Raw genomic sequence first — 13,846 nt, 5'->3', positions numbered from 1 at the left:
CATGAGCAGCCTCGGATCCCTCCCCCTCCCCGTGAGCACGGACAGCGATCCGTTGCGCGACCCGGCGCTGTACATCAACCGCGAACTGTCGCAGCTGGATTTCAACTTCCGCGTGCTGGCGCAGGCGATGGACCCGCAGGTGCCGCTGCTGGAGCGCCTGCGCTTCATGTGCATCTCCTGCACCAACCTGGATGAATTCTTCGAGATCCGTGCCGCTGCGGTCCGTCATGCGCAGGAGTTCGGCCTGCCGCCGGCCCCGGACGGCATGAGCCCGCAGGCCATCCTCAATGCCATCCACGAGCGCGCCGCCGAGCTGGTGGACCAGCAGTACCGCTGCTGGAACCAGACGCTGCGTCCGGCGCTGATGGAGGCCGGCATCGGTGTGCTCGGCCGCAATTCCTGGACCCACCGCCAGAAGCGCTGGCTGCGTGCCTACTTCCGCAACGAGATCATGCCGGTGCTGTCGCCGCTCGGCCTGGATCCGGTGCATCCGTTCCCGAAGATCCTCAACAAGTCGCTGAACATCGTGGTGGTGCTGAAGGGCACCGACGCGTTCGGCCGCAGCGGCCACCTGGCCATCGTGCGCGCACCGCGTTCGCTGCCGCGGATCATCCAGCTGCCGGAAAAACTCGGCGGGCCGCAGAACTTCGTGTTCCTGTCCTCGGTGCTGTCCACCTTCGTGGACGAGTTGTTCCCGGGCCTTGAAGTGCTGGGCGCCTATCAGTTCCGTGTCACCCGCAACTCCGAGCTGGTGGTGGACGAGGAGGAAGTGGAAAACCTGGCGCTGGCACTGCGTGACGAGCTGGTGGACCGCGGTTACCGTCCTGCGGTGCGCCTGGAAATCGCCCACGACATGCCGCGCGACATCGTCCGCACCCTGCTGCAGAACTTCGGCCTGACCGAGAACGCGGTGTACCGCATCGATGGACCGGTCAACCTCAACCGCATCATCCAGCTGTACGACCTGATCGCGCAGCCGGACCTGAAGTATCCGCCGATGACCCCGCGCACCCTGCGCGACAGCGACGGCATCTTCGAGACCGTGGCCCGCCAGGATCTGCTGCTGCACCACCCCTTTGACGCGTTCGCAGCGGTGCTCGACCTGATCCGCCAGGCCGCGCTCGATCCGAACGTGCTGGCGATCAAGCAGACCCTGTACCGCACCGGCAAGGACTCCTTGATCGTCGATGCACTGATCCAGGCGGCACGTGCCGGCAAGGACGTGACCGTGGTGGTCGAGCTGCGCGCGCGGTTCGATGAAGAAGCCAACCTGGGCCTGGCCGATCGGCTGCAGGAGGCCGGCGTGCAGGTGGTGTACGGCGTGGTCGGCTACAAGACCCATGCCAAGATGCTGCTGATCGTGCGCCGCGAAGGCCGCAAGCTGCGCCGCTACGTGCACCTGGGCACCGGCAACTACCACAGCGGCACCGCCCGCGCGTACACCGACCTGAGCCTGATCACCGCCGATGCCGACATCGGCAACGACGTGCACCTGCTGTTCCAGCAGTTGTCCGGGCTGGCCTCGAAGATGAAGCTCAAGCGCCTGTTGCAGTCGCCCTTCACCCTGCACACCGGGATCCTGGCGAGGATCGAGCGCGAGACGCGCATCGCCGCCGCCGGGCGGCCGGCGCGGATCATCGCCAAGATGAACGCCCTCAACGAAGCGCAGGTGATCCGTGCGCTGTACGCCGCCTCGCAGGCGGGCGTGCAGATCGACCTGATCATCCGCGGTGCCTGCACCCTGCGCCCGGGCGTACCTGGCGTATCGGACAACATCCGCGTGCGCTCGATCGTCGGCCGCTTCCTGGAACACAGCCGGGTCTACTGGTTCGGCAACGACGGCGCACCGGAGCTGTACTGCGCCAGCGCCGACTGGCTGGAACGCAACCTGCTGCGGCGGGTGGAGACCTGCTTCCCGATCCTCGACCCGGCACTGGCCAAGCGGGTCTATCGCGAAGTGCTGCAGAACTACCTGGACGACAATCTCAACGCCTGGGAACTGGATGCCGAGGGCATCTACCACAAGCGCGCACCGGCCCACGACGAAGCGCCGCATTCGGCACAGATGGCGTTGATGCAGGGACTCTGACCTGGTAGGTGCCGACCTTGGTCGGCACGTTTGGATGCATCCACGCATGGCGTGGATCTACCGTGTCGACCAAGGTCGACACCTACCAAGAGCAGGCCATGCCATTCCGACCGATCGCGGAGTTCTGTCGAAGGCGGGGTGGGGCCGGTTGCGGGGGCGTGAGCGCCATGGATGGCGCGACCGAGCTTACAGGGACGTACTTGCAGCGTCCCCCGCAACCGGACCCACCCCGCCATCCCACGGATACCCCGCTTTTGATGTTGACGTTGACTCTGCGGGTGCAGGGCGCAGCCCTGCCGCACTCCCCACCACAAAATGTGAAGGCCGCGCGGTGACGAGTTCACCGCCCCTTCGGCTAACATTCGCCCATGCCGCATACCACCACGACTCCGCCCGCATTGCAGGATGGCGACCTGCTGGCCGCCATCGACCTTGGCTCCAATAGTTTCCACATGGTCATCGCGCGTTACACGCTTGGCCAGCTGCGGGTGATCGACCGCCTGCGCGAGACCGTGCGCATGGCCGACGGCCTGGACGGCAAGGGCGGACTCTCCGCAGCAGCGCGGCAGCGCGCGCTGGAGTGCCTGGCCCGGTTCGGCCAGCGCATCCGCAACGTCCCCCCCCATCGCGTGCGTGCATTGGCCACCAACACGGTGCGCCAGCTGCGTTCGCCGCAGGCCTTCCTGATGCCGGCCGAAACCGCACTCGGGCATGCCATCGAAGTGGTCAGTGGCCGCGAAGAGGCGCGCCTGATCTACCTGGGCGTGGCCCATGCACAACCGCCCAAGCCCGATCAGCACCGCCTGGTCATCGATATCGGCGGCGGCTCGACCGAATTCATCATCGGCAAGGGCATGCAGACCCTGGAGCGCGAGAGCCTGCAGGCCGGCTGCATCGCCAGCACCCGCCGCTTCTTCCCGGGCGGCAAACTCAGCAAGAAGCGCTGGAAGGATGCACTGGCCGAAATCGGCCGCGAGTTCCAGCCGTTCGCCAGCAAGTACCGCGCGCTGGGCTGGCAGGAGGCACTGGGGTCGTCCGGCACCCACAAGGCCATCAGCGAGATCTGCGCGACGATGAAGCTGAGCAAGGGCGCGATCACCGCCGAGGCGTTGCCGCAGCTCCGCGATGAGCTGCTGAAGGCCAAGAAGATCGACGACATCGTGCTGCCCGGCCTGTCCAGCGATCGCCGCCCGATCATCGCCGGCGGCATCCTGGTGCTGGAGGCCGCCTTCCAGGCACTGGGCCTGCAGAAGCTGCTGGTCAGCAAGGCCGCGATGCGCGAGGGCATCCTCTATGACATCCTCGGCCGTGCCGGCGACAACGACCCGCGCGATGAATCGGTGGCCGCCCTCACCCATCGCTACGGCATCGATACGGTGCAGGCTGGTCGCGTGCAGGACACCGCACTGTCGTTGCTGGAGCAGGTGCAGGAACGCTGGAAGCTGGATGCCGATGATGCACGCATGCTCGGCTGGGCCGCACGCCTGCATGAGCTGGGGTTGATGATCGCCCACAGCGGTTACCACGTGCATGGCAGCTACGTGCTGGAGAACTCTGACATCGCCGGTTTCTCGCGGCAGGAGCAGCAGATGCTGGCGACGCTGGTGCGCAATCACCGCCGCGGCATCAGCAAGACCGCCTTCGATGCCATTCCCGAACGTCTGCTGCTGACGGCACGGCGCTTGGCTGCCCTGCTGCGCCTGGCGGTACTGCTCAACCGTGCGCATGAAGACGCACCACTGCCGGTGCTGGAGTTGACCGCCGACGACAGCCGCCTGTCGCTGATCGTGCCGCAGGCCTTCATCGATGCGCGCCCGCTGCTGCGCGCCGACCTGATCGGCGAGACCGAAGGCATCGCCGGACTGGGCATCCAGTTCCGTCCGTTCGTGGTCTGAGCAGGGCGCCGGGCGCCCACGCATCGCCGTCGGCGCCCGATTACATTTCGTTACAGTTCGCGCAATCGACCGCCGATTCCTGCTGCAACGCAGCAGCTGGCGGCGCTTGCGCGTGCCGCGTCTTCACGTAAACCCCTGCTTTTGTTCACGTTTGGTGAAAACAGGTGATGCGTAACGACACAAACCGACATGCGCTCTTTACAGAGCATTAACCAACGAGACTACTATCGGGTCATCGGCTCGGTCTTGGACCCGCCGATTCCTTCGACGCCCGTATTGGCGTCCTTTGCACGACCCGAGAGAGAGAGCTCGTCATGACTTCACGCACCACCGCACTGGGGCAGGCCATCCGCTACGCCCTGGCAACCACCGCGACGCTGGCTGCGCTGCCTGCGTTCGCCCAGAGCAGCAGCACCGCCTCGCCGACCAACCTGGACCGCATCGAAATCACCGGTTCGCGCATCCGCCAAGTGGACGTTGAAACGTCGCAGCCGGTACTGGCACTGACCCGCGCCGACATCGAGCGCCAGGGTTTCAGCTCGGTGTCGGACATCCTGCAGAACGTGACCGCGATGGGCAGCCCGACCATCAGCCGCGCCAACGTACTGTCGGCCGGTGAGGATGCTGGTGGTACCTACGTGAACATGCGCAACCTGGGCACGCAGCGCACGCTGGTGCTGGTCAACGGCAAGCGCCTGGGCATCAGCACCTCGGGCTACCAGGACGTGTCGACCCTGCCGGTGTCTGCGGTCGAACGTATTGAAGTGCTGAAGGACGGCGCCTCGGCGATCTACGGTTCCGACGCGATGGCCGGCGTGATCAACATCATCACCCGCACCAACGTCAACGGCGTCACCGCCAACGTCTACCACGGCCAGTACAGCGAGGGTGACGGCGCCCGTGATCGCGTCGACGTGGTTGCCGGCTGGTCCAATGACCGCTTCTCGGCCACCTTCGCCGCCGAGCACTCGGAAGAAAAAGCCGTGTGGGCACGTGACCGCGGCTTCAGCCGTTACGGCAACACCGACCGCCACCCGACCGATGGCTGGACCACCAACAGCCAGTGGGGCCAGTTCTACGGCGTGAAGGGCGGCCCGGGCTGCACCAAGGCAGCCGGCTGCGACTACGCGCTCAACCGCGGCAGCGACCCGACGAACCCGGCGAACTACCACTTCACCGATCCGACCGCGTTCACCGGTGACGTCAGCAACACCAATGAACAGATGCACCTGAGCTACCCGATCAAGCGTGATTCGCTGTACTTCTCGGGCACGGCCAACATCACCGACAACATCCGCTTCAAGGCCGAGCTGGGCTACAACAAGCGCTCCTCGACCCGCGTCACCGCCGGCTATCCGTTCGACACCGCCACCGCCAAGATCAAGGGCATGTCGGTTGACAGCTACTTCAACCCGTTCGGCAACCAGCATGGCTATGCCAAGCCCACCGATGTGAGCTGGAACCGCCGCCTGTGGGAGGTGCCGCGCACCAGCACCAGCGAGCTGAAGACCTACCGCGCCGTGGCCGCATTCGACGGTTCGTTCGACATCGGTGAGCGCTACTTCGATTGGGAAGTGGGCTACCAGTACAACAAGAACGAACTGCGCCAGAGCACCTTCGGCAACCTGCACAAGGGTCGCGTCGAACAGGCTACCGGCAAGTCCTACCTGAACCCGGCAACGGGCAAGGTTGAGTGCGGTGCACCGGGTGCGCCGATCGCCAACTGCATGCCGTGGAATCCGCTGGTTCCTTATGGCGTGGAAAGCCCCTATGGCATGACCAACAACCAGGCCCTGCAGGACTGGCTGTTCCCGCCGGAGAACGCGACCGGCCGCACGACCTCGAAAAATGCCTTCGCCACCATCAGCGGCAGCCTCTTCACCCTGCCGGCCGGCGACCTAGGCTTCGCCTTCGGCGTCGAAAACCGCGAGGAAACCGGCAAGTTCGTACCGGACCCGCTGGCGCAGACCGGCGCCACCACCAACCTGGCCGCTGGCCCGACCGGTGGCTCGTACAAGGTGAAGGAAGCCTACCTGGAGTTGAACGTGCCGGTGCTGGCCGACCTGCCGGGTGCGCGTGAGCTGAGCTTGAACGCGGCGACCCGCTTCTCGGACTACAACACCTTCGGCAATACGCTCAACAGCAAGTTCGGCTTCAAGTGGAAGCCGATCGACCAGCTGCTGGTGCGTGGTACCTGGGCCCAGGGCTTCCGCGCTCCGACCATTTCCGATCTGTACGGCGGTGGTTCGGAAACCTTCGCCAACTTCTCCGACCCGTGTGACAGCAAGTACGGCTCGGCCCGCAGCAGCGCCGAAGTGCGTGCCCGCTGTGCACGCGACATCGCCGACGTTGCCAACTTCCGCCAGCTGGACAACCGCAACCAGCCGACCGAAGGCTCCGTCGCCGCCACGCCGACGCCGTTCACCTCCGGCTCGAACCCGGACCTGAAGCCGGAAACCTCGACCAGCCGCACGCTGGGCGTGGTCTGGAGCCCGACCTTCATCAGCAACTTCAACGTTTCGCTGGACTGGTGGAAGATCCGCATCGACGACACCATCGTCGACGACAGCCCGAACCAGATCCTGATCGACTGCTATGAGCAGGGCCTGGCCGACCGTTGCGCGCGCTTCACCCGCAACGCGACCACCGGCATCGTTACCGGCCTGAAGTTCGGCAACCGCAATGCCGGCTTCATGGAAACGGAAGGTTACGACATGGACCTGACGTACCGCCTGGATACCGACTACGGCAAGCTGAGCACCTCGTGGTCGACCACCTACGTGGCCAAGGACGTCTTCCGCTCGTCCAACGACAGCACGATCGTGCCGACCGTCAACAACGGTATCGCCACCAACACCGGCATCGGCTTCCGCGTGCGTTCGAACCTGACCGTGGGCTGGGACCTGGAGAACTTCGGCGTCAGCTGGACCGCGCGTTACTATTCCAGCGTCAAGGAACAGTGCGTCAACCCGGGCAAGTACGCCGATGAGTGCTCGGACCTGAACGTTGCCGCTCCCTGGTACAAGGGCACGCGCAACTACAACGAACGTGGTTCGGTTACTTTCCACGACGTCCAGTTCCGCTACAACCTGCCGTGGGATGCCACTGTTTCGGTCGGCGCCAACAACGTGTTCGACAAGCAGGGCCCGGTCATGTACACCAAGCCGCGCTCGGTCTTCTCGTACTACGGTGGCTATGACATCGGTCGTTTCATCTACATGAAGTACACCCAGCGCTTCTGATCCACGCGCTGGCGCAACACCACGACCACGGCCCTTCGGGGCCGTGGCTTTTTTGTGCCCCGGAACTACGCAGGCCTCGCCTTGCCTGGCCGTCATCGCGCTGTCGCAAAGCGGTCATGTCGGCTACATCGCCAGGCCTGAGCATGCGTAAAACCGGAGGCCCGCCATGCGCTATGCCATCGTCACCGAAACCTACCCGCCGGAGATCAACGGCGTCGCACTGACCGTGCAGGGCCTGGAGCAGGGATTGCGCGCCGCCGGCCACGAGGTCGACCTGATCCGCCCGCGACAGGCCAGTGAAGCGCTGGAGGCGGCACCGGGCACCCTGCTGGTTCCGGGTGCGGCCTTGCCGCGCTATCCCGGCCTGCGCTTCGGCCTGCCCGCACCGATCCGGCTGGGCCGGCACTGGCGGCAGCAGCGCCCGGACGCGATCTACGTGGCAACCGAAGGTCCGCTGGGCTGGTCGGCACTGCGCACCGCGCGCCGCCTGGGCATTCCGGTAGCCACCGGTTTCCACACCCGCTTCGACGAATACCTGCCCGACTATGGCGTGGCGTGGCTGCAGTCGGCGGCAATGCGCTGGATGCGCCGCTTCCACAACCAGGCCGCTGCGACCCTGGTGCCCACCCGCGAACTGCAGGAATTCCTGACCGAGCAGGGCTTCGAGCGTGTGCGCCTGCTCGCGCGTGCGGTCGACAACCAGCAGTTCGATCCGTCGCGCCGCGACCCGGCGCTGCGCGAAGAATGGGGCATCGATGGTACGGGGTTGGCGGCGATCTACGTTGGCCGCATCGCCGCCGAAAAGAACCTCGGCCTGGCGGTGAAGGCCTTCCGCAAGCTGCAGCAGGTGCGTCCGAAAGCACGCTTCATCTGGGTCGGCGATGGCCCGGCACGCGAGAAGCTGGCCCATGAGAATCCCGATTTCATCTTCTGCGGCATCCAGCGCGGCGATGCCCTGGCCCGCCATTTCGCCAGTGGCGATCTGTTCCTGTTCCCCAGCCGCAGCGAGACATTCGGCAACGTGACACTGGAAAGCATGGCAAGCGGCCTGGCCACGGTCGCTTTCGACTACGGCGCGGCCCGCGAATACCTGCGCAACGGCGAGAACGGTGCGGCGGTGGATGGCGACGAGCAGTTCGTGCAGGCAGCGGTTCAACTGGCTGCCGATGATGCCCTGCGCCGTGAACTGGGCGGCAACGCGGCACGGGCGATGAAGCGGCTGCACCCGCAGCAGGTGGTGGCGGAGTTTGAAAGCCTGCTGGCGGAACTGGCCAATGCACGGAGGAGCGGACATGCGCACCACGCCGCTTGAACTGCTGGCCGGCCGCGAAGCGCGCTTGTGCCGCCGCGCCAACCACTACTGCCGACGTCGCCGCGTGCGGCGCGTGTTCTCGATCATCAGCCGGCTCGGCGATGGCGTGTTCTGGTACATGTTGATGGGCGCGCTGGTGCTCATTGATGGCTTCGACGGCCTGCGTGCGTCGGTGCACATGGCCGCCACCGGGCTGGCTGCGCTGCTGCTGTACAAGGGGCTGAAACGCTGGACCCGGCGACCGCGGCCGTACGCGGCCGACCTGCGTATCCGTGCCTGGGTGGCGCCGCTGGATGAGTTCAGTTTCCCGTCCGGGCATACCCTGCACGCGGTGTCGTTCACCATCGTTGCGCTGGCCTACTACCCCTGGCTGGCACCGCTGCTGGTGCCGTTCACCTTCGGCGTGGGCCTGTCTCGCGTCGTACTGGGCCTGCACTATCCGAGCGACGTTCTGGCGGCCACCGGCATCGCTGCACTGCTGGCCTCGGCCAGCCTGGCCTGGTTGCCGCTGCCGGTGTGACGCCCTGCGACGGGGCAGAGCCCTGCGCTACCGGCAAAGCGATGCCCTAGAATATCCGCATGACCACGCTGTTCATCTCCGATCTGCATCTGGACCCCAGCCGTCCGGCCATCACCGACCTGTTCCTGCGCTTCCTGCGCGAGGAGGCGCCCGGCGCCGACGCGCTGTACATCCTTGGCGATCTGTTCGAAGCCTGGATCGGCGATGACACCCCCTCGGCCGCAGCCGATGCGGTGGCCGATGCGCTGAAGGTACTGTCCGACAGCGGCGTGCCGGTGTTCTTCATCCGCGGCAACCGTGATTTCCTGCTGGGCGAAGACTATGCCCGCCGCGCCGGCCTTCGCATCCTGCCGGACCCGTGCATGATCGAGCTGTACGGCCGCCCGGTGCTGCTGCAGCACGGCGACCTGCTGTGCACCGATGACATTCCCTACCAGCAGTTCCGCGCCCAGACCCGCGATCCTGTCTTCCAGGCGCAGTTCCTGTCGCAGCCGCTGGAAGCGCGCATCGCCTTCGCGCAGAAAGCGCGCGATGCGAGCCAGGCGCGCCAGTCGGAAATGAAACAGGGCGATCGTGCGCAGTTCGAAACGGTCACCGACGTGGCCCCGGCCGAAGTGGAAGCCACTTACGTGCGCCACGGCGTGGACACGATGATCCATGGCCATACCCATCGCCCGGCGATCCACACCCTGCAGGCCGGCGGACGCAGCTGCACCCGCATCGTGCTGGGCGACTGGTACGAACAGGGCTCGGTGCTGCGCGTGGATGCCAACGGCTGGACGCTGGATACGCTCAGCCGCGAATGATCGATCGCAGGGTGCCAACCAAGGTTGGCATCTACCAGAGCAGGTGGTCCCACCCTGATAGACGCCGACCCTGGTCAGCGCTTGGCCTCAGCGGAAGGCCGCGATGGTGGCCTTGGTATTGACCAGCACGCGCTGGTTGTCGGCACTGCTGGCGATGCCCATCGGCACGCCGTTGTAGCTGATGTTCGGATTGGACCAGTAGTTCAGCCGTGGGCAGCCGGCCGAGCAGTCGTAGGCCATGATCGTGCGCCAGCGCGATCCGCTGGCCGGCTCATAACGATAGCCATGGCCATAGGCATACGGTGACGTGCTCGGATCACTGGCGATATCGTGCCGTGCGCTCTGCAGATGGCCGATTTCATGGGCGAACGAGTAGTAGCCGGTGGCGCAATCCCAGTACACCGCGGCAAACGCCGTCGACGCCGTGGAGCCGATGCCCGAGGCCAGCCCGCAGTAACTGGTGTTGTTGATCAGCAGTACGCCGACGTCGGCGGCCGTGTTGTTGCGGCTGGTGTGGATGCTGTCCATGTAGCCGTCGCTGGTGCCACGGAAGCGCGACAGGTCGGTGGTGAAATTGCCGGACTCGGTGTAGCTGGTGGTTTCATAACCGGCCAGCTGCAGGGTCAGGCCCACGTTGCTGTTGGTATACCCCTGGTTGGATTCGGCAACGGCCAGCTGCACCAGCGACTGCATGTTGCCACCGTAGGCGCTCACTGCAGCGTTGGTCGCCACCACCAGCACGCGGATGGTCGCCGGGCTTCCCGACGAGGCCTGCGCGGTGCCAAGGCGATCATTGGCCGGCATGGCGATCTTCGGCAACTGGTTGTAGTCAGCCGGATGATCGGCGGGCATCCGCGATTCATCCACCTCGACCAGCACGTGGCGGTTGCCCAGCGGACGCAGACGATACAGTTTGCCGTCCTTGCGGATCGAACCGGTGAGGGTATTGCCCGAGCGCACCAGGATCAGCGAGTTGCCCGGATCGTCCTGGCCATTGGACGTGGCCGCCTGCAGGCGATCGGAGGGCGAGCGCAGCTGGCCATACCAGACGCTGCCACCATCCGGCAGTGCCTCGACCTTACTGCGAACGGCCTGCACCTTCTGCCCGAGCAGCTCGAATTCCAGCTGTGGCTGCGCGATGGCGGCGGCATCGACTCGCACTTCCTGTACGGCGGCGGTGGACGGGGTGGCCAGCAATCGCCCCAGTGCCGGCTCATTGGTGGCCGATGCACGACTGAGCACGGTGACCGGCTCGAACAACGGCGCCGCACTCGCGGCGGCCGCTACCGACAATCCCAACAACAGACCACCTGTCGCTTTACCTATCGATCTGGACATCATCTTGTCGCTCCTTGGAGTGAAGTAGACAGCGTTGATGCAGCACGACCCGGGGAGCCGGGTTCGGCCATCAGGCCTGCGCAGGGCGCGTGAATTCAATAGATGAGGGGAATGGAAATCGCGATCTGTGATCGACCGCATCTGCGTTCAGTGAGGTCAAAAGCGTCAGTACACTTCGCCAACACAAAGCTTTCGCGCTACCGTGACGTGGCCACGACGGGAAATGCACATGGCACCAGGACAGCACAGCAGTGACATGACGGCTGATCCGGGCCTGCTGCGGATCGGCCTGTTCTTCGACGGCACCCGCAACAACGCGCACAACCTGGCGCAGGGTCACCGGCAGGTGCCGCGACCACGCCCTGCCCTGCTCCGCGCCGATGACGATTCGACCTACCAGAGCCGGCTGACCAGCAGCTACGACAACGGCGCCACCAACATCGCGCGCCTGCACCAGTTGTATCCGGACAGCCGACGCACACCGGGCAGCGCACCTTCGCTGGCGATCTATGTTGAAGGTGTCGGCACCCGCGACGATGCCGAGGACGACCTGATCGGCCTGGCCTTCGGGATTGGCGCCAGTGGCGTGCAGGCGAAGGTGCAGCGTGCATTGCGGGTGTTGCTGCCGGCCGCCCTGTCGTCACTTGCCGGGCAGTGGCGCGCGCCGCTGCACAGCGTGCAGCTTGATCTGTTCGGCTACTCACGCGGCGCGGCCTCCGCGCGCGATGTGGCCAACCACCTGCGCGGGTGGGATGCCGCGCGCTGGCGGCAGCTGCTGCAGCAGGCCGGGCTTTCGTGCAGCGCCGATTTCGCCCTGCCGCGGCCGGCACTGCGCTTCATCGGTCTGTTCGACACGGTGGTCGCCGTCAACGGCGGACGCGCCGACGAGCATCCCCGCATCGCCCTGCCCGCGGGCATCGCCGAAGCGGTGCTGCAGCTCAGCGCGCGCGACGAGCATCGCCAGCACTATGCGCTGACCACGGTGGCACCGGCCCATCCTGAAATCGCACTGCCCGGCGTGCACGCCAACATCGGCGGTGGCTACGACCAGGTGGAGGAAGGGCCCAAGCTGCTCAGCCGGCCGCGACGGCAGCTGCTGCGCCGGCCCAGCGTGGAGGACTACCAGACGCCGCCACTGGCCCTGCTGCAGGCGACGACCGCCTACGCTGAGGCACAGGCTGACGCCGAACGCTGGCGGCAGCAGCTGGGGCTGAGCCCGAAGGAAGTGTGGGTCGATGTCTGGCACCAGTGGCAGCAGCAACGACGCGCGGGCAGCCGCAGCGTGCTGCTGTCGCCGGTGCTGTACGCCACCGCTGCGGTGGTGCTGCACCGGCCCATCGACTGGCGCTATCAGCTGGTTGCGCTGCAGGTGATGCAGAAGCATGCCATCGATGCCGGCGTGGCCTGGACCGCCGACGCCGCCGAGGTGGCGGGTTGGGAGCTGCCCAGCGCGCTGCAGCCGATCGCACGGCGCCTGATCGCCGGCCAGCCGCTGACGCCGACGCAGGAAGCGCTGCTGCGCCGCCGTTACCTGATGCAGTCCGCCCACTGGAATTTCGATGCGCTGGGCGATACCGCCCTGACCTACACCGCTGATGCTGGTGTCAGCGAGCTGCCGTATCGGCCCGGGCCGGGGCTGTTCTACATCAACCGGCCGACGGTGGATGGCAGGCGCGTGGTGTTGCCCAACGGGTGAACGAGCGAACGGCATCCACGCATGGCGTGGATCTACTGGGGTGGCGGGTGGACCTCATCCACCGGGGCACCGGCCTTGCAGTAGATCCACGCCATGCGTGGATGATGGATCAACCGACGCCGGTCAACCCGCCTGCTCGATCAGATTGGCGAGCTCATCCGCATCGAACCCAGCCAGCAGGCGCGCTTCCATGTTGAACGGCCCGTGCAGGTAGCCGCCGGCATACTCGACCAGCAGTTCCCTGAAACGCGCACGCGGTTCGACGCCGGCGCGCTCGCAGTACCAGCGGAACCAGCGCGATCCGGCGGCAACGTGTGCAACCTCCTCGCGCAGGATCACTTCCAGCACATCGGCGGTTTCACCGTCGCCGACATTGCGCAGCTTGTCGATCATGCCCGGGGTCACGTCCAGCCCACGCGCTTCCAGCACGCGCGGCACCAGCGCCATGCGCGCGAGGCCGTCGTGCGCGGTCTTCTCGCACATTTCCCACAGGCCGTTGTGCGCAGGAAAATCGGCGTACTCATGGCCATGTGCCAGCAGGCGCTCGCGCAGCAGCATGAAGTGGCGCGATTCGTCGTCGGCGCAGCTCACCCAGTCGGCATGGAACGCTGCCGGCAGACCGCGGAAGCGGTACACCGCGTCCCAGGCCAGGTCGATCGCATTGAGCTCGATATGGGCGATGGCATGGATGAACGCCGCGCGCCCCTCCACCCCGCCCAGGCCGCGCCGGGGCACTTCACGCGGATGCACCATCAGCAGCTGCGGCGGTCGGCCCGGCATGCGGATCGGTTCGGCTGGCGGCGCATCGGCCGGTACGTTCAACCGGCCGGCGCGGAACGCAGCGGCGTAGGCCTGGGTCAGTGCAACCTTGCGCAGGGGATCGGCTTCGGCCAGGCACTGCTGCGCGGCGCGCAGCAGATTGCCACCGACGTCAGGCACGTCGATCAC

General features: G+C 66.1%; 9 protein-coding genes. 7 read left to right on the top strand and 2 right to left on the bottom strand.

The features are described from left to right. Window position 1 precedes the first annotated feature (1 nt). The 6 genes from ppk1 to lpxH all read left to right on the top strand — a co-directional run bounded on the left by ppk1 (window position 2) and on the right by lpxH (window position 9,864). Window positions 2-2,089, top strand: coding sequence for a polyphosphate kinase 1 (ppk1, locus tag HFK18_RS00340; protein WP_025878118.1), 2,088 nt, complete (start codon window positions 2-4; stop codon window positions 2,087-2,089). A 368-nt stretch (window positions 2,090-2,457) separates the two neighbouring features. After that, window positions 2,458-3,984: an exopolyphosphatase gene (ppx, locus tag HFK18_RS00335; RefSeq protein ID WP_180163722.1), complete on the top strand. Its 1,527-nt coding sequence runs from the start codon at window positions 2,458-2,460 to the stop codon at window positions 3,982-3,984. 314 nt (window positions 3,985-4,298) lie between these two features. Beyond that, a complete protein-coding gene (locus HFK18_RS00330) occupies window positions 4,299-7,226 on the top strand; it encodes a TonB-dependent receptor (RefSeq protein ID WP_180163721.1) in 2,928 nt (975 codons plus the stop codon). 166 nt (window positions 7,227-7,392) lie between these two features. Next, the gene (locus tag HFK18_RS00325) at window positions 7,393-8,538 is read left to right on the top strand and encodes a glycosyltransferase family 1 protein (RefSeq protein ID WP_180163720.1); all 1,146 of its coding nucleotides are present in this window, start codon (window positions 7,393-7,395) and stop codon (window positions 8,536-8,538) included. Next, the gene (locus tag HFK18_RS00320; protein ID WP_180163719.1) at window positions 8,519-9,058 is read left to right on the top strand and encodes a phosphatase PAP2 family protein; all 540 of its coding nucleotides are present in this window, start codon (window positions 8,519-8,521) and stop codon (window positions 9,056-9,058) included. The genes HFK18_RS00325 and HFK18_RS00320 overlap by 20 nt, the downstream gene beginning before the upstream one ends. A 59-nt stretch (window positions 9,059-9,117) precedes the next feature. After that, window positions 9,118-9,864 (top strand): UDP-2,3-diacylglucosamine diphosphatase, encoded by a 747-nt coding sequence (lpxH, locus tag HFK18_RS00315; protein WP_180163718.1) that lies wholly within the window; start codon window positions 9,118-9,120, stop codon window positions 9,862-9,864. Window positions 9,865-9,951: 87 nt separating this feature from the next. Here the strand turns inward: lpxH and HFK18_RS00310 are convergent, their stop codons facing one another. Continuing rightward, a complete protein-coding gene (locus tag HFK18_RS00310; RefSeq protein ID WP_180163717.1) occupies window positions 9,952-11,205 on the bottom strand; it encodes a zinc-dependent metalloprotease in 1,254 nt (417 codons plus the stop codon). A gap of 220 nt (window positions 11,206-11,425) precedes the next feature. Here HFK18_RS00310 and HFK18_RS00305 point away from each other — a divergent pair, with 220 nt between their 5' ends. Next, window positions 11,426-12,898 carry a DUF2235 domain-containing protein gene (locus HFK18_RS00305; protein WP_180163716.1) on the top strand — a complete coding sequence of 491 codons (1,473 nt, stop codon included), beginning with the start codon at window positions 11,426-11,428 and terminating at the stop codon, window positions 12,896-12,898. Between the two features lie 123 nt (window positions 12,899-13,021). Here the strand turns inward: HFK18_RS00305 and HFK18_RS00300 are convergent, their stop codons facing one another. After that, on the bottom strand, window positions 13,022-13,846 hold the full coding sequence (locus HFK18_RS00300) for a ferritin-like domain-containing protein (RefSeq protein ID WP_180163715.1): 825 nt from the start codon (window positions 13,844-13,846) through the stop codon (window positions 13,022-13,024).

This window comes from Stenotrophomonas sp. SbOxS2 (genome assembly GCF_013416715.1).
In the GTDB taxonomy this organism is placed as follows: Bacteria; Pseudomonadota; Gammaproteobacteria; order Xanthomonadales; family Xanthomonadaceae; genus Stenotrophomonas; species Stenotrophomonas lactitubi.
Note: the sequence above shows the minus strand (reverse complement) of the source record. Positions and strands in the feature narration are given on the sequence as shown.

Bases quoted from the DNA above. Each gene is read 5' to 3' on its own strand.
- ppk1 (WP_025878118.1), top strand. From the start codon at position 2: ATGAGCAGCCTCGGATCCCTCCCCCTCCCCGTGAGCACGGACAGCGAT.
- ppx (WP_180163722.1), top strand. From the start codon at position 2,458: ATGCCGCATACCACCACGACTCCGCCCGCATTGCAGGATGGCGACCTG.
- HFK18_RS00330 (WP_180163721.1), top strand. From the start codon at position 4,299: ATGACTTCACGCACCACCGCACTGGGGCAGGCCATCCGCTACGCCCTG.
- HFK18_RS00325 (WP_180163720.1), top strand. From the start codon at position 7,393: ATGCGCTATGCCATCGTCACCGAAACCTACCCGCCGGAGATCAACGGC.
- HFK18_RS00320 (WP_180163719.1), top strand. From the start codon at position 8,519: ATGCGCACCACGCCGCTTGAACTGCTGGCCGGCCGCGAAGCGCGCTTG.
- lpxH (WP_180163718.1), top strand. From the start codon at position 9,118: ATGACCACGCTGTTCATCTCCGATCTGCATCTGGACCCCAGCCGTCCG.
- HFK18_RS00310 (WP_180163717.1), bottom strand. From the start codon at position 11,205: ATGATGTCCAGATCGATAGGTAAAGCGACAGGTGGTCTGTTGTTGGGA.
- HFK18_RS00305 (WP_180163716.1), top strand. From the start codon at position 11,426: ATGCACATGGCACCAGGACAGCACAGCAGTGACATGACGGCTGATCCG.